Here is a 16161-nt window from a genome sequence, read left to right as displayed (position 1 = left end):
GAGTACCCGACCGACGTCTACGTCCTGCCGAAGCACCTGGACGAGAAGGTCGCCCGCCTCCACCTGGACTCGCTCGGCGTCAAGCTGACGACCCTCCGCCCGGAGCAGGCCGCCTACATCGGGGTCCCGGTGGAGGGCCCCTTCAAGCCGGACCACTACCGCTACTGACGGAGAGCGCCATGACCTCGTCCTCAACCGTCCGGCCCGCTGTCGATCCGTCCCGGACCGCCCCGCCCACCCTGCTGGGCAGACCCCGCTGGTTCGTCACCCTGTTCGCCACGGACATGTGGGAGCGGTTCAGCTTCTACGGAATGCTGGCCATCCTCTTCCTGTTCGCCTCGGCCCCGGCGGCCGAAGGCGGCCTCGGGCTGTCGAACTCCGACGCCGGCATGCTCTTCGGCATCTACACCGCCGCCATCTTCCTCGCCTCCCTCCCCGGCGGCTGGCTCGGCGACCGCGTCTTCGGCAGCTACCGGGCGACCTTGTACGGCGCCGTGGTCATCGCCTCCGGACACCTGCTGATGGCGCTGCCGACGGTGCCGACGGTCTACGTCGGGCTGCTCCTCATCGCCGTCGGAACCGGTCTGCTCAAGCCCAACATGGCGGGCCTGCTCAGCGCCTTCTACCCACGCGAGGCGACCGCCGAGCGGGACGCCGGCTTCGCGATCTTCTACACCTCCATCCAGATCAGCGGCCTGATCGCACCCCTGGTCGTCGGCGGCATCGGCGAGGGCCTCAACTGGCACGCGGGGTTCGGCGTCGCCGCGGTCGGCATGGGGCTCGGAGTCTGGCAGTACGTCCGCGGCTCGGCCTCCTTCGGCGAGGTCGGCCGCGCCGCCACCCGCCCGCTCCCGCCGGCCGAACGCCGCCGCTTCCTCCGCCTCTCCACGGCCGCGATCGCCGTACCGACCGCACTCTTCACCGCGGACGTGCTGGCCGGCACCTTCACCATCCGTCACGTCCTCGCCCTGGTCGCGGTCCTCAGCCTCGCCGTACCCATCGGCTGCTTCCGGACCCTCCTGAGCCACCGGGACATCTCCGCACCGGAACGGACCCGCCTGCGCGCCTACATCGCGCTCTTCCTCGCCTCCGCCCTCTTCTGGGCCCTGCACGTCCAAGGGGGCTCGCTGCTCAACCTGTTCGCCCGGGACGCCACCGACCGCGACATCCTCGGCCTGCACCTCCCGGCCAGCTGGTTCCAGTCGGCCACCCCGCTGGCGATCCTGCTGAGCGCGCCCTTCTTCGCGTGGCTCTGGGTGCGCCTCGGCGCGCGCATCAGCGCCACCGCGAAGTTCGCGCTCGGCATGTTCGCCATGGGCGCCTCCATGCTCCTCATGGCCCTGGCCGCCTGGCACGCCCACTCCGTCGGCCGGGTCTCCCCCCTCTGGCTCATCGGCACGTACCTCCTCACCGGCGCCGCCGAGGCAGCCCTCGCCCCGGTGGGCATGAGCGTCGCCACGGCCATCGCGCCGGCGCCCTTCCTCAGCCAGGTGGTCGGCGTCTTCTGGCTCTCCGCGGCCCTGGGCGCGGGGCTCGGCGGCAACGCCATGAAGCTCGCGGGGACGTCGACTCCAGGAGCCGGATTGTTCCTGGTGCTGGGTGGAGTGGCAGTGGGGGCGGGGGCGCTGTTGCTTCTCGGGACTCGGGCTCTGGCCCGGCGACTGGGAGTCTGAGCCGGGCGCGGAGGGAGCCGCCCCTCCTGGGGCGGCGCCGCGTTCGGTGAACCGGACCCGGTGCGGCTCGAAGACAGACAGAGTGACGGTGATCACGAGGGCTCTTGAGGGCGTGCTGCGTAGGCTGGGGGACACTGCCCGGACACGCGACTCGTCGCAGGGTGGAAAACCGCCCTTGACCTGCAAAAACACAGGCAGGGAGCTGATATTCAGGAGTACCTCCGTTCTGACCTGGCGACTTCGGCGGACGGCGGATCTCCCGGCAATGGCCGGCACCGCTGCTCCGAAGGCGGGCTCCAGGTACGTGAGCCTGCATGCGGGCGTTGTGGAACGTGGTGCTGTAGGGACGGGCCGTCGTCCGCGGCGCTGACCAGTCACCTGCTCAGGGTTGTGGCCCTGCAACTGACGCAGGCGAGGCCACTCGACCGGCCGTAACGGTGGATCGGCTCCGCGCAGAGCGCGCATGGCCCGATCTCCCATACCGGACAGCCCAGTTCGTCTGCGATGACTGCGCGCTCGCGGGTGGAAAGGCGGCGCATCTGCACCGGCCGGCTGGGGGCTCGGTAGGGGTGATCGGGGGCGGTGTCGAAGGTGTGGAGGCCCGTAGCGGACATCATGTCCCGCCGGGGCCGCGGGTCGCTGAAGTACTGGCGGTCCTGGTTGCCGTAGCGGCAGGAGCTGTCGAGTTCCTCTTCGGTGTAGGTGACCGGCTCGTCATCCGCCGGCAGGTCCTCCGACTCGCCTTCGCCGTGGCCGGTGAGGTCGCGCCACCGCTGCACGTCTTCGGCAAGCGCCCAGAGGTAGGAGGCGCGCCTTGGGTCCTGGGTGTTGCGGACCCGCACGGCTACGTGTTCGCCGTCGGCACTGGTGACGACGAGTTCATCCAGAGCGGTGGCGCGTTCCTGCGGGACGCACAGGGCGGGCAGGAACCAGCCGCTGTGGAACTTGCCGCAGTGGGAACCCGTTTCAGGGCAGGACCGCTCGCTGCTCGCGGTGCACTTCCAGATTTGGAGGTGCCGCACACCACCTCGGACGATCATCGCCAGGGGCGAGGCGATGCGCTGCCAGGGCACGTCGTCGACCCTCGTCCATGGTGCGCGATCGATGATCTCCGACGAGGCGTCGCCGGTCACCCAGAGGGGCGCTATGCCGTTCTCCCGGGCTCGCCCGGAGCGCCGCCGTACTCGGCTCGCACTGATAGGGGAGTACTGCGCCTCCCACCCCACCCGTCCGCCGGCACCCGACACCAGGACGTCGGTGACGATCCGGCCGTCCGACGACCGAGCCTCGACCTGGACGTCGAGTCCGTGACGGAAGGCGGAGCGGGCTATGCGCTCCTTCATGGCCTTGTGCTTGTCGCTTTCCTCGGGCGTCGCGGCGTGCGTCAGCGGTAAGTGTGCGGCCACCCACACGACACGGCCTGCGCGGCGCTGCCGACGTACGAACATCCACGGCGTCTTGTCGGCGAGTGCGCACCGGCAATCGCCGCCCTGGTAGTCGGTCAGGCACTGCAGAAGATCACGGTCCCGCTCCCCGACGGGCCGGGTGATTTCTTCCAGCAGTCCAGGGCGGTCCGGGTGGCCCAAGTCCTCGAAGGTCAGATTGATCGTGATGCCGTACTTGGTGTGGTACACCCCGTTGGCCATGGAAAAGACGATAAGCACTCGCGCGAAGTGCGGGAAGAGCGCCCATGGTTGGCGGAGCAGCAGTCCTGATGGTCGGCGTCCACGCAGCGGATCCCATTGTCCTGGCACGGCCAAGGGTGTGTCTTCCTGAAGCATTGGGCTGTGGCCACGCTGATCGGCCGGAACTCCCACTCCCGCAGACCACACCACGCCCTAGACTGCGACCGCTCCAAGACCTGGAGATCATCGGGAGGGCGTGCAAGATGAGACGAGCACTGATCAGCGCATTCGCGGCCGTGGCGTTAGTCGTGTCCGGGGGGAGTGTCGCCACCGCTTCCGACAGCGCTCCGCCACGCACCACGCACGGCCCTTGCCAGTACACGCAGACCCCGGACGAGCCGCCGGCGCGCCCCGTTCCGCTGCCGCCCGACCCGCGGCGCACCCCCGGTCGTGGCACGGTGGACATGGCAGTTCCGACCAGCCAGGGCTCGCTCCCGCTGCACTTGGACCGGGCCAAGGCGCCGTGCACGGTGCAGAGTTTCCTGCACCTGGCACGACACGGGTTCTACGACCGTACGGTGTGCCACCGTCTGACGGCGTATCCGACGCTGAAGGTCCTGCAGTGCGGCGACCCGACCGGTACCGGTGAGGGCGGCCCCGGGTACAAGTACAAGGACGAGCTGCCGGTGGACCTGCCGCCCGCACCCACCGATCCCACCGGCACGCGCCGCCTCTACGGGCGCGGCCTGCTGGCGATGGCCAACGCCGGTCCGAACACGAACGGCTCACAGTTCTTCGTCGTCTACGGCGACTCCGCACTGCGACCGAACTACACGGTGTTCGGCACGGTCGGCCCCGACGGCCTGACGACACTCGACGAAATCGCCGCCGCAGGCATCGAGCCGACCGCGGAGAACCCGGCACCGGTCGACGGCACACCCGTCCTGCGGACCGAGCTGCTCCGCGTCCGGCCGTCCTGCCGGCATTGACGCACCGCGACGTGGCCACGTCCTCGATGAGCATGCCCGGCGCCTACGGCCGCCCCAGGCGGACTACGCCGACCGGGTGAAGCGTCCGGGTGCGGAAGGGGAGGGCTTTGGACCTTGTGCCCGGACTACGTGAAGCGCCCAAGGCCCAACCTCTGCACTTCGTACGATGCTGCCCGTGGACATCGCACCAGTTGTCCGGTCCCGGATCCCTGCCGGGGCCGGACTCCGTCTTGGGCGTACGGGCGGCCCGACCCGCGTAACTCCGAGCGTATTCAGCCACCGGACGTCGCCGATGCACCCCCGGCTGCCCGGCTGGCGTCCGGGAGGCCCCGAATCGTCCGCCGCGACGCGCCTCCCGTCAAAGAGACACGCGCTGGCCAGGAGACCCCAGCCGGCTGCTCCCGCGGGGCAGTCGGGCCCTGGTCAGATCGTGACCGGGCCGTGGGCGGTGGCGAACTCGACCGATACCAGGCCCGGTTCCTCGTCTTCGACCCAGGTGACGTCAATCTGGTCGAGGGGGTGGTCGGCCGGTTCGCCGAGGAATTCGGCGATGGAGGCGGCGTCGCCGGCGATGGAGACTCCGTGGATGGTGGTGGAGGTGCGCGGGTCGGCGCTCGGGCGCTCCTCGCTGGGGACCAACCACTGAAGGAAATAGGGCAGTTGCGGGTCATCCAGTAGCTCCAGCAGGCCGATCTGCTTCCACCTCAGGTCGAGGCCGTCGGGGCGGACACGGTGGCCCTCGGTCGAGGTGCGGCCGAGGCGGGCCTCGACTGGGGCGATGTCGTCGACGGAGACCACCCAACCGAGCCAGCCGCCGCCCTCGGCGGCGCGGCGCGCGACCGCCTGCCCGAAGGGTGCGCGGTCGGCGGCGGGGTGGTCGAGTGTGGTGACGACCTCGACGTAGGTGCCGCCGCTCAGGGGGAGAACGAAATTGCGGGTGCCGAATCGCGGGTGCACGCCCCCGTCGACGAACCCGGCGCCGAGGGCCGATCCGATCCGCTGGACGGTCGAGACGAAGCTGTCGCGGGCCACCGCATAGGACACGTGATCAAGTCGCACTTCGGCATCATCACCCGACAACCCGTCCGAATCCCGACGCCACGCCCGCCGCCCCGGCCGCGTCCGCCGTGGATTCAGCCGTGGAGCGGATCGATCATCGTCATCCCGGCTGGGGAGGCCCGGTCGAGGCCGGGCAGCAGCACCGCAGCCTCGTCGAGGCCCACGACCCGCTCGATCAGCTGCTGCCACACGATTTCGAGCCGGCATGCAGCACCATGCGCAGGCAACTCCAAGAGGCAGGCTCTATGCCTTTCCAGTCACAGGACACTGGGCCGGACCCGGAACAGAATGCCGTTGAGTCCATGTGGCGGTCTTCACCAGCCGCCCGACCACCCGAGGACGGCGTATGCCGCTCCAGGTGAATTCCGCCGACGCGTGGGCTTCGACGTAGGCGCGGCAGGCGTCGCTGGTTACGGCGGTGGGATCCAGCATGAGACGGTCGGCAATTGCCGTGCCACTGGCCGGCTATTTCCGAGATGCAGCCGTCAGTGGCCTCTCCGTAGCCAAGGGTCGTTGCATCAGGTTCGCCGTCGGAATGGTGTCCGCGCTTGCCGACCGTCGACCCGCAACAGGTGCCTGAACATGATTCTTGGGCTGGATCGGATGGTTCGCTCCATGGCCCGACAGCTCGTTCGTGGCATGGGCCCCTTCTTCAAGGACTGCGGCTGAGCCAAGCCCACCCGCTGCCCTCACCCGTACTCGATCCGTTTCCGCGACGCACTCGGCAAGCAGCGCGAGGAATCCGGATACGCCACGCAGGACGACGCGATCGAACGCCTCACGCAGTTGTATGCGGAGAAGAGGACCACAGCACCGTCGGTGGCGGCGGCCCGCCGTGAGCTGGGGCAGCTGACGGTCGAGGAGTACGCGAAGCAGCGCCGGATGACGGACTACTCCACCGGCTGGCACGTCGACAACTCGATCAGCGTGCACATCGTCCCGCGTCGGGGATCGCGGAAGCTGAACTCGGTCACGCCGATCGTGGTCGAGCGCTACATGGAGAAGCACGGCACCACGAAGGACGGCTACCCGCTGCGCGGTCCGGGCGGTTATTTCATCGAGGGCATGGGGCGGCGCCGGGTGAGGAGGCTCTTCGCGGACCTCCCGCCGGAGGAGGGGGTGGGGATGTACGGCTTCCGGCACTACTTCGCCTCCAACGCCCTCGGGAACGGGATACCCATCACCGACGTGGCGGAGTGGATGGGGCACAAGTCCATCGAGGAGACGTACCGCACCTACCGGCACCTGATGCCGGGCAGTATCACCAAGGCCGCCCGGATCCTGGGCACCGGCATCTGGCAAGCGGCCTGACTTCACCGCTTCTGGCGGAACAGCAGGTTCTTGGTCTGCTGTGGGTACAGCAGCTGCACCCACGCTGACCAGTGGAAAAGGCAGTTGGTGCGGCTCCTCGGAGGGGGCTGGTCCGTAATGGGCCCGGATCTTGGTCCTGGTGGTCCCCAGGTGGAGAAGCCGGCGTGGGACGGGAAGTTCTGGGAGTGATCCATGCCCTGCATGTCCCCGGCGCTCGCCGGCTGTGGCGACAACGTCCTCATGGTCGCCATCCCGCTCGGCGCCGGCATCATCCCCACCGCCACGCCCGACTCCTACCGCGCTTTCCCTGAGAGCGCCCGGATCGTCCCGGACTCGGGCATCAGCACCAGCTGCGTCGTCGCCGTCCTGCTCAGCCTCGCCTTCAACCACCTGGGCAGGAAGTCCGCATCGGAAACGACATCGGAACCGGCGCTCCACCACTGACGGAGGAAGCCGGTCCCTCCCCGTGGCAGGAGGAGGGACCGGCTTCCGCGATCCGCGGGAATCGGCGCTAGGAACGGTCGAGTGCGCGGGCGAGGAAGCGCCGCGTGGCCTGCTCCCGCGGAGCGGTGAGCACCTGCTCCGCAGTGCCCTGCTCCACGATCACGCCGCCCTCCAGGAAGCAGACCCGGTCCGCGACCCGCCGGGCGAAGTCCATCTCGTGGGTCGCCATCAGGATGGTCAGGCCGCGCCGCTTCAGGTCGGCGACGACGTCCAGGACCTCGCCGACCAGTTCGGGATCGAGGGCCGAGGTGATCTCGTCGAAGAGCAGCAGCTCCGGCTCGGTGGCCAGGGCGCGGGCGATCGCCGCCCGCTGCTGCTGTCCGCCGGAGAGCCGGTCGGGGTGTTCGTGCGCCTTGTCCGCGAGCCCGAGTCGGTCGAGTAGCTCGCGGGCCGAGGCCTCGGCCTTCCTGCGCGGGACGCCGTGGACCTGGCGGGGTGCGAGCGTGATGTTGTCCAGCACGCTCAGATGCGGGAAGAGGTTGTACGCCTGGAAGACGATGCCGATCCGGCGGCGGGCGACGTCGGGGTCGAGCCGGGGATCGGTCAGCTCGGTCTCATTCAGGTGGACGGTCCCGTCGTCGACGACCTCCAGCAGGTCCACACAGCGAAGCAGGGTCGACTTGCCCGAACCCGAGCCGCCGATCAGACAGACGACCTGGTGCTCGGCGACGTCCAGGTCGATCGAGCGCAGCACCAGCCGCTCCCCGTACTGCTTGCGGAGGCCGCGGATGCGCAGCAGCGACTCGCTCATTGGCCCGCCCCCGCCCAGGTGCGCTGGGTCGCCCGCCGCTGGAGCCGGTCGGCGAAGCGGGTCAGCGGGATGGTCACCGCGATGAACAAGAGGGCCGCTCCCAGATACGGGGTGTAGTTGAAATCGTAGTCCGCCTTGATCTGCGCGGCCCGCAGCGCCTCGAGCGGACCGAGGACGGCGACCAGTGCCGTGTCCTTCTGCAGGGCGATGAAGTCGTTGAGCAGGGGCGGCAGCACGTTGCGCACGGCCTGGGGCAGGACGACGTGCCGCACGGTCTGCCGCTCGTTGAGGCCCAGGGCCCTGGCGGCGTTCCGCTGGGCCGGGTGGACTGAGTTCAGTCCCGCCCGGAACACCTCGGCGACGTACGCGGTGTAGGAGAGGGTGAGGGCGATCACGCCCAGGATCCAGGGCTCGGAGGGGGTGCCCTGCAGTTGCAGCGCCGGTAGTCCGAAGCCGACGAGGAAGACCAGCAGCAGGGTCGGTACGCCGCGGAAGACGTCCACGTAGACCGTGGCGGCGAGCCGCAGCGGCTGGAGACCCGGTGCGCGGGTCACCCGCACCAGGGCGATCAGCAGTCCCAGGACGAGGATCAGCACCTCGGCGACGAGGAACATCTGGATGTTGAGCCAGAAGCCCCGGAGGAGGTCGGGGAAGGCGGAGCGGAGCTCGGCGCCGTTGAAGAACAGACTGTCGACGCGCTCCCAGCCCGGTGAGGCGACCGCGGCCGCGCCCACCGCCACCAGGCCGAGCAGGGTGCAGAGGGTGGAGAGCCAGGTGTGGCGGCGCTTGCGGGAGCGGCGGTACCGCTGTCGCTCCCGTTCGTGGTCGCTGGGTCGGTAGCCGGTGACGAGCGTGCCCGGAGAGGTGGCCGACCGGTCCGGTACGGCCGTCTTGCCGATGTCCACAGCCGGCCCGTTATCGCTTCAGCTCGGGGACGTTCGCCGAGGCGGAGAGCCACTGCGTGGTGAGCCTGGCGAGCGTGCCGTCGGCCCTGAGCTCGTCGAGGGCCTGGTTGACGCAGGAGGTGTACCCGCTGTTCTTCGGCAGCAGCAGACCGAACTCCTCGGGGGTGCCGCCCGCGTAGCCGAACTGGCCGACGATCTCGCCGTTCTCCAGCTCCGCCCCGGCCAGGTAGAAGACGGTGGGCAGGTCGGTGACGATCGCGTCGATCTGACCGTTCCGCAGCGCGGTCACCTCGTCCTTGGTGGTGCTGAAGACGCTCGGCTGCTTCGAGGGCTTGATCTGGTCCAGCACGGCCTGGTAGCTGGTCGTGGCGACCTGCACGCCGATCCTGGCGTCCTTGAAGGTGCTCAGGGACCTGGCCTTCGCGAACACGGATCCGTCGAGTGCCAGGATGGCCTGATTGGCCGTGTAGTAACTGGTGGAGAAATCGACGGCTTTCGCGCGCTGCGGCGTGATGGAGATCTGGTTGATGTCGAAGTCGAAAGGCTTGGGGCCGGGGGCGTACGAATGGGCGAAAGGCTCGATGACCCATTTCACCTGGTCGCGTTCGAACCCCAGCTTTTCGGCGACCGCATAGGACACGGCGCTTTCGAAGCCCTTCCCGTTCGACGGGGTGTTGCTGTCGAACCACGGCTCATAGGCCGGGGAGTCGGTTGCGACGGTGAGCTGGCCGCGCTTGTGGAGGCTCGGGTTGTCGGTCGTGCACCGGGCGGCGTTCTTGGATCCGGCCGCTTCGGGGGTGCTTTGCGGCTGCGGCGCGCAGCCGGCCGCCGCCAGCGCGACGAGGGCGACGGCGGAGGTCGTCAGGGATATGCGGGTACGGGACATCAGAGGTCCTTCGAGAGGTCCGGGAAAGGTACGGGAGGGAGGGCCGGTGCTGTGCGCTCAGCGACACAGATCGGCCGCACAGCGCACGTTGTCCACGTGGCGGCGGCGTACCAGCAGGAGAGTTCCGGACATGCTTTTCAGCATTCCGGCTCACGGAGACCGGCGTCAATCGGGAAGACCGTTGCCGGGGTAACGCGTTGATAACATGTCAGCTGGTGAGATGGAATGCATGGTCGCCTTGGCGCAGTCCGAATGCCTCCGCCGCGGAGCCGCCGCGGATCACCAGTTCGGCGAATCCGACCCCGGAACTCCCGACGGTGATTCCGGGCTCGCCGAGCGGGACGTCGGGGAGTCGGTCGTAACAGCGCACCCGGATGTCGCGGCCGTCGAGCCGGTTGCGTACGAGAAGGCTCTCGGCGGTGTCGTAACCGGGCAGTTCGGCGGCCGGGCGGTCCAGCTTGCAGTTGCCGAAGTTGTCGACGACGGCGATCCGCACGTCTTCGGCGACGGACGGGCGCACCGCTGTCGGCTGTGCGGGAACGGGGTGGCCGTCCACCAGCCAGCGGGCCAGCAGGGGCGCGTACCAGAGGCTTCGGAACTGGGTCCGTACCATCTCCTCGATCTCGGCCGGCGTCAGCTCGGCCCAGTCGTCGGCGGCGGCTTCCAGTACCTCGCGGACATCGGTGACCTGGACCTCCTTCAGGCCCAGGTAGGTCGCCAGCGGGGCGAGGACCCGCTGGTTCAGCGTGCTGACGACCAGGTGGTTCCCGTGCTGGAAAGAGCAGAAGGGCACGCCGTTGGGCCAGTGCCCGTCCCTCGGCGCGATGTTGACGAGTACCACGACCGGTCGGCTCGGGCCACCGATCAGGTCCGTGGACCGGAGCAGGTCGAGCAGGGTGAGGGCAGCGGCGCCCTCCGGGTCCGGTCCGTCGAGCGGCAGGACGGTCGGCGTGGAGCCGAACAGGGTGGCGATCCGGGCGGACTGGCGGGCGAGCGCGTTGGGGTCGGCGCAGTCGGTGAGGGAGACGACCGGGGGAAGGGACATGGCGGTACTTCGTCCTTCTGTCGAGGGAGGACACGGGGTGGGTGGGGTTCGAGGCGCAGGGGTCGACGGGCTCGGTGGCGGGCCGGGACGACAAAAAACGGACCCTCCGTCTCCGGAGGGTCCGTCGCGTCCTTCGCGCACACGGCTTCGCTAGCGAAGCGCCTCCGGGGGCGGGGGCATCATTCGCATCATGGCGAGGGTGGCGGTGTGCTGCATGAGGTGCACGCTAGCACCGGCTGGAATCGCCTGAAGCGTCTTTCCAGATAGTGGACATGATTTTCTGCTTCCTGCTTGGTGGGGAGGGGCGCTCAGCGCTTTGCGAGCCGTGACCGGCGAGCACGTCTTCCGACCGCTTCCCCGGTCCGCCGCGCACGACCCTGCGGGCGCCCTCCTTCGGGCCCTGCGGGTCCTGGTGCGGTGAGCGCGCGCAGTAGTCCGCGGCGAACCGGTCGGAGCACCGATCCCACACGCTGCCGCTCACCTCGTACAGGCCGAAGCCGTTCGCCGGGTACGAGCGGACGGGGGCGATCGCCCACCAGCCGTCGGCGCCGGTGCGGGCGTACGGGAAGGGGCCCTGCCGGATGCTGCATCGCCACCGCCCCTCTGGCGTCAGCCCGCCGCCTCACGAGAAGCGCCGGCCCTCCGCCCCGCCCCCCGGCGTACTCTCACTCGGCCTCGGTGGGCAGCCGCCGCCCCGACCCGGCGCAGCAGGCGGCGGCGTCGTCCCGGGACACGGCCTGCTGGACGGTGCCGACCGCTGGAACTCGGCGAGGGCCTACCTCTCGCCCTCGTACGTGGTGGTGACCTGCCGGACGTGGTTCTCGCCGCGGGGGCGCCCCGAGCAACGAGGGCCTGGGCAGGCTCCGGTACGCCGTCGAGCAGCCCTTCGCCCTGCCGCACCGGTTCGAACGTCTCCCCGTCCGCCGGGAGCGGAGGACCGGACTCCGCCCCGCCTTCCCCTCCCTCGCCCGCGGCCTCATCTGTCGAAGACGCCTCAAGATGCACCGCCCACGCTCGCGTCGCGAGCTCTAACGCGAAAAGGTGATCCTGCAACAGCGCATCGTTAGCGAATCACTAGTGATGAACGAGACTATTTTGGTGGTTCGCCTCCTGCGGGGCGCATGGGGGAACGACACGGCATCGTACGAACGGGATTTCGGGATGCTTTCCTCCGGCGTATTTTTGGACGGCTCCGATCTTTTGTTGCGGGATCTTGTGTGCGCCGGGGATTGGGATTGAAAAATTGGCGCCCTGCATGAGGTCTCCCGCATGCGGGGAGGGGTCTGCAGGATTATGCGTACCGCTGCTTCCGGTGGTGTGACTTCCTTGCCTGCAGGCACGCATCGAAAAATAGAGATGGGATGGGATGGTATGAGGTTCTCGAAGCGCCGGCCCGCGCTTCTTTTCCATGCGGCGGCGGTTGCCTTTGCTGCCGCCGTCGTGCTGGGAGTGCAGAGTTCCTCGGCCTCGGCCGATGACGATCCGTTCTCCCTGTCATCCGGCGGTTTCGCGCTGGACGAGCCGACGTGGACCACCGCTCATATCAACGAGAAGGGATTCCACCCATTCCTCACCGGCAAGGACACCGGATTGGTGGTGCCCTACATGGCTCCCTCCGGCTGGAACCCCAACCGGCGCGGTGACTGGATCGGGATCTACGAGAAGGACCAGCTGGACACCGCCCACCGCATCGACTGGGACTACGTCTGTCCGAACGAGCCGACTCGGTGCATGTCCTTCGGCGCCGCAATCATCCCCGCGGGCAACAACGGCATGGTCTCCGGAAAGGTCTACACCGTGGCCTACTGGGCCAATGGGGCGAAAGAGTCGAACGGCAGGCCGATGGCGAGAGTCGACTACGTCGTGCCGTGGTGAGCGGGCTTCCGGTGACACCTCGGAATGAAAAGTCAAAGCCGTCGTTCCCGATGGCTAATCGGTAATCTGCAAGGAATTCAGCATGGGCTTCTCTTGGCGTCGGGAAAATTTCCGACGAAGATTCATCCTCCCGGCGACGGTGTTGACGTGCGTCGCGGCGGCCGCGGGTGTGAACGCCTTCGCGTCGGACGAAGGGCCGGTGGCGGGCGACAAGTACATCCTGACGGATGCGATGTGGACCACCGCGCACGTCTATCAGAAGGGCGCGCTCATCGGTACGTCCGACACCGGGCTGGTGGTCACCTACCTCACCCCGGCAGGCCGAGTCCCGTCCAGTCACGGTGACTGGATCGGCATCTACGAGAAGGGGCAACTCGACACCGGTCATCGAATCGACTGGGACTGGGTCTGCCCGAACGAGCACGAGCGATGCCTGTCGCACGGCTCCGCGGTCGTACCGGCCGGAGACGACGGCATGAGACCTGGGGCGACCTACACCGTGGCCTACTGGGCCGATGACGCCAAGGAGTCGAGCGGGACCCCGGTGGCGACCATCGATTATGTGGTGCCGTGGTGACGCGCTTCATGATCTTGCACCGTTTCAGGAGGGCCGTCGGCGGCCTTCTCGCCCTCGTCATCGCCTTCACGCTGGTCCCCACTGCCCTGGTGGGCCCCGCCTACGCCACGGAGGGTTATTACAGCGAGCTCGGCAGCCGGTACGCCAATCTCATCGAGAGCGTCCGGAACAGGTTTGCCGCCGAAGGGAGTGCGGCGACCTCCAGTACGGGATCCAGAGCTTTCACCCCTCGAGATCTCGGCCAATCGGGCCGCTACCTCCTGGTGTCCCTCGACACCCTCGCTTTCGAGGGCGACCACGTCCAGCTCGTCGTCAGCAGCTCGGATCTCTACGTACAGGGATACTATCTTCCCGACGCAGGGCAGAACGGAACGGTCTTCTGGTTCAGCGATGCCCGGCTGGATTCCTCGACGGCCTTCGATCAGAACCGTCTTCCACGGCAGGTCATGCTCGGGTTCGCAAGCTCGTACCAGGGCATGGGAAACAGCGAATTGGCGCTCACCATCAACGGCGGGCGCATACAAACAGCGATATCCCAACTGGCGCAGTCGAACCCTGACAGTCCGCCCTCGTCCTTCGCCATGGGGAACTCCCTGGCGATCATGGTCGTGGCGATCGTCGAAGCCGCCCGGAACAGGGGGGTTCAGCAACAGGTCCACCGATCCATCACCAGTGAAGCGAATACCTCGAGGGAGTCGTTTGACACGAGGAGGTGGGCGGATGTCATCCGGGGGTGGGAGCACATGTCCCGAGAATTCCGTGCAGGAAGCTCCTGGACCTTCAACGACCAAGGCGTCATACGGACGGTAACGCTCCACATGATGCGCTTGTGGCTGGCCCTGCTGGCGAACCCGAATCGCACATCGCAACCGATGTGTTCCGGCGATCCGTCCACCGGTTCCTCCCCGGAATGCCCGCAACCGGGCCCGGATGTTCCCGACGCGCCGAAGGCGTCGACGGATGCCGCGTACTCCTACATCGCCGACGACCAGGACGAGTTCGGGACGGACGGGCTCGGAGTTCCCCGCAGCTATACCGGCGGCTTCTTCGGTCCTGGCGACAGGTTCGGTGACGGCGGCTACCAGTCGTCGTTCACCTACGACAACGCGGTCACCATCATCGCTCTGGTGAAGGGCGCCCGTCCGGACCTGTCCCGCGCGGCCCGGCTCGGTGACAGCCTGCTGTACGCCCAGGGCCACGATCCGGAGAACGACGGCCGCATCCGGGCTTCCTACCTGCCCGATCCGTTCGTCACCACCCTCGGCCGGGACTACCCGGCCGGCACGCCCTACATCGGCGGCTGGTCGGTGTACACCGGAAACATGGCCTGGGCAGGCATGGCGTTCTGTCATCTCTACGAGGCCACCGGCAACGGCGACTACCTCGACGGCGCACTGCGGGCCGCCGACTGGATCCAGAGCAACTCGGCCGACGACCGCGGAGCGGGCGGGTACACCGGCGGATACGCGGACACCTCCGCCGCGGAGGACGGCAGCGGCATGGTCGAGCGGACCTGGAAGGCCACCGAGCACAACATCGACGTCGGCGCGTTCTTCTCGATGCTGAACCGGCTCACCGGTGACCAGGCATGGAAGGACCGATCCGACCACGCGTTCGCGTTCGTCAAGACCATGCTCAGTGCCGACGGCAACCACCTGTGGACCGGTACGGGCCTCGACGGGGTCACCGTCAACGAGGATGCCGTACCGGAGGACGTCCAGACCTGGAGCTACCTGGCAACCCTCGACCCCGCCTACGAGCGGGTCGTCGACTGGGCCGCAGGACGCATGGCCGCCACTGACGGTCCGGCGGACGCCACTACCGGCGAACCCATGTTCAAGGGGGTCAGCTTCGGTGCCATGGACACCTCCAAGGTCTGGTTCGAAGGCACCGCTCACCTCCTGACCGCCTACCACGTCCGCAACGGGACCGGTGACGCGGCCAAGGCCGCTGTCCTCCAGAAGACCCTGGAGAACGCCCAGACCTCGGCTCCCCACAACGACGGTCGCGCCATCGTCGCAGCCTCCGGCGACGGCCTCGACACAGGGCAGGGCGACCTTTACTACGCCTCCCGCCACACCGGCGCCACCGCCTGGTACCTCCTGGCCGGAGTCGGTGCCAACCCCTTCCGCCTCTGACCGTATGACGACGAGGGCCGCCCACCATGCCGGTGGGCGGCCCTCCGTCCGTATCCGGGTCACGCGTCGGCGAATCCGGGCAACCCGCGCCAGTGTCCTGTGGGCGCCGGCGTCGGCTGGCCGGGAAGCGCCGGTGTCCTCCCAGGCCGCACCGGCGCTTCCCGGAGCGGTCACGTCCTCGTCGCAGACATGGAGCCCGGCCGGCATCGGCGGCTGTGGCGCCCGACATGCACTGTCGGTCGGGCGACAGCTCGGGGCTGACTGAAGTGCGCAACCAGGCTGTGGTCCATGCATCCACTTCGTCGGATCCCGGACTTCGATGCAGCGTCGAGGCGTACCGCGGTGCGGTACGGGCGGCCCTCGGCTACGGAGAACTCGTACGCGCGGCGTTCGACGTGCACCGGCGTGACCTCCTGAAGGAGATGGGCCTCATCCTGCCGGAGAACCTCGACGCGGAGCGCGCTCTGTGGGCGGCCCTTGCCCAGCAGCTCCACCGCGGGCTCACCGACCGCCCCCGACTGCTGCGTTTCACACGTGCGGAAGGACGGGTCGGGCCCACGCCGGACGGGTAGCCGATCGAGAACGATCGGGCCGGCATCCGGAGCCTGAAGGAGCAGCCCCGGCGCATCGGCAACTGCCTGCGCACGCTGCGCATGCTCCATGTCTTCGCGGACGGGGCGTGCCGCCGAGCGCTGAGTCGACACCGGACGCCCTTCACCACCGTGAGGCGGTCAGGGACCGGCTCGCCGAGCTCCTCGATCTGATCGTCAAACGGTGAGCATGGCCTGTAGTCGGGCCGGCCAGCGGCCGCGAGTGCCGTGGT

The 16161-nt window shown here is 68.5% G+C and carries 16 protein-coding genes; 9 read left to right on the top strand and 7 right to left on the bottom strand.

What is annotated here, in order from left to right; genetic code table 11:
• Together GGE06_RS38915 and GGE06_RS38910 are read left to right on the top strand one after the other, a co-directional pair.
• Positions 1-168, top strand: a 168-nt coding sequence (locus tag GGE06_RS38915) for an adenosylhomocysteinase (protein ID WP_184933024.1), incomplete at its 5' end; no start/stop codon positions are given.
• A gap of 11 nt (positions 169-179) precedes the next feature.
• On the top strand, positions 180-1673 hold the full coding sequence (locus GGE06_RS38910) for a peptide MFS transporter (RefSeq protein WP_116157672.1): 1494 nt from the start codon (positions 180-182) through the stop codon (positions 1671-1673).
• A 374-nt stretch (positions 1674-2047) separates the two neighbouring features.
• On the opposite strand, the gene GGE06_RS38905 is transcribed toward GGE06_RS38910, so the two are convergent.
• Positions 2048-3319 (bottom strand): competence protein CoiA family protein, encoded by a 1272-nt coding sequence (locus GGE06_RS38905; RefSeq protein ID WP_184933023.1) that lies wholly within the window; start codon positions 3317-3319, stop codon positions 2048-2050.
• A gap of 443 nt (positions 3320-3762) precedes the next feature.
• Between GGE06_RS38905 and GGE06_RS38900 the strand changes: the two genes are divergently transcribed.
• Positions 3763-4287, top strand: a complete 525-nt coding sequence (locus tag GGE06_RS38900) for a peptidylprolyl isomerase (RefSeq protein ID WP_246533021.1) — start codon at positions 3763-3765, stop codon at positions 4285-4287.
• Between the two features lie 423 nt (positions 4288-4710).
• Here the strand turns inward: GGE06_RS38900 and GGE06_RS38895 are convergent, their stop codons facing one another.
• Positions 4711-5367: a VOC family protein gene (locus GGE06_RS38895; RefSeq protein ID WP_221518996.1), complete on the bottom strand. Its 657-nt coding sequence runs from the start codon at positions 5365-5367 to the stop codon at positions 4711-4713.
• Positions 5368-6165: 798 nt separating this feature from the next.
• Between GGE06_RS38895 and GGE06_RS43915 the strand changes: the two genes are divergently transcribed.
• Complete coding sequence (locus GGE06_RS43915; protein WP_312883462.1) at positions 6166-6657, top strand: tyrosine-type recombinase/integrase; 492 nt, start codon at positions 6166-6168, stop codon at positions 6655-6657.
• 192 nt (positions 6658-6849) lie between these two features.
• Entirely contained in the window at positions 6850-7101 is a 252-nt protein-coding gene (locus GGE06_RS38885; protein ID WP_181924432.1) for a hypothetical protein, read from the top strand.
• A 67-nt stretch (positions 7102-7168) separates the two neighbouring features.
• On the opposite strand, the gene GGE06_RS38880 is transcribed toward GGE06_RS38885, so the two are convergent.
• From GGE06_RS38880 to GGE06_RS44190, 5 genes are all read right to left on the bottom strand, one after another.
• On the bottom strand, positions 7169-7912 hold the full coding sequence (locus tag GGE06_RS38880) for an amino acid ABC transporter ATP-binding protein (protein WP_116157668.1): 744 nt from the start codon (positions 7910-7912) through the stop codon (positions 7169-7171).
• Positions 7909-8817: an amino acid ABC transporter permease gene (locus GGE06_RS38875; RefSeq protein WP_312883461.1), complete on the bottom strand. Its 909-nt coding sequence runs from the start codon at positions 8815-8817 to the stop codon at positions 7909-7911. The genes GGE06_RS38880 and GGE06_RS38875 overlap by 4 nt, the downstream gene beginning before the upstream one ends.
• Before the next feature lie 10 nt (positions 8818-8827).
• Positions 8828-9703: an ABC transporter substrate-binding protein gene (locus GGE06_RS38870; RefSeq protein WP_116157666.1), complete on the bottom strand. Its 876-nt coding sequence runs from the start codon at positions 9701-9703 to the stop codon at positions 8828-8830.
• A 208-nt stretch (positions 9704-9911) separates the two neighbouring features.
• Entirely contained in the window at positions 9912-10748 is an 837-nt protein-coding gene (locus GGE06_RS38865; RefSeq protein WP_184933021.1) for an SAM hydroxide adenosyltransferase, read from the bottom strand.
• A 226-nt stretch (positions 10749-10974) separates the two neighbouring features.
• Positions 10975-11361 carry an SUMF1/EgtB/PvdO family nonheme iron enzyme gene (locus GGE06_RS44190; protein ID WP_116157664.1) on the bottom strand — a complete coding sequence of 129 codons (387 nt, stop codon included), beginning with the start codon at positions 11359-11361 and terminating at the stop codon, positions 10975-10977.
• Positions 11362-12119: 758 nt separating this feature from the next.
• Here GGE06_RS44190 and GGE06_RS38855 point away from each other — a divergent pair.
• The 4 genes from GGE06_RS38855 to GGE06_RS38840 all read left to right on the top strand — a co-directional run bounded on the left by GGE06_RS38855 (position 12120) and on the right by GGE06_RS38840 (position 15910).
• The gene (locus GGE06_RS38855; protein ID WP_116157663.1) at positions 12120-12623 is read left to right on the top strand and encodes a hypothetical protein; all 504 of its coding nucleotides are present in this window, start codon (positions 12120-12122) and stop codon (positions 12621-12623) included.
• An 82-nt stretch (positions 12624-12705) separates the two neighbouring features.
• Positions 12706-13200, top strand: a complete 495-nt coding sequence (locus GGE06_RS38850; protein ID WP_184933020.1) for a hypothetical protein — start codon at positions 12706-12708, stop codon at positions 13198-13200.
• Positions 13194-15338: a ribosome-inactivating family protein gene (locus tag GGE06_RS38845; RefSeq protein WP_184933019.1), complete on the top strand. Its 2145-nt coding sequence runs from the start codon at positions 13194-13196 to the stop codon at positions 15336-15338. Before GGE06_RS38850 ends, GGE06_RS38845 begins: the two co-directional genes overlap by 7 nt.
• 281 nt (positions 15339-15619) lie before the next feature.
• Entirely contained in the window at positions 15620-15910 is a 291-nt protein-coding gene (locus GGE06_RS38840; protein ID WP_147321051.1) for a hypothetical protein, read from the top strand.
• Positions 15911-16161 lie beyond the last annotated feature (251 nt).

This window comes from Streptomyces nymphaeiformis, from assembly GCF_014203895.1.
GTDB classification, from domain to species: domain Bacteria; phylum Actinomycetota; class Actinomycetes; order Streptomycetales; family Streptomycetaceae; genus Streptomyces; species Streptomyces nymphaeiformis.
This window is presented reverse-complemented; position numbering and strand designations above follow the sequence as displayed.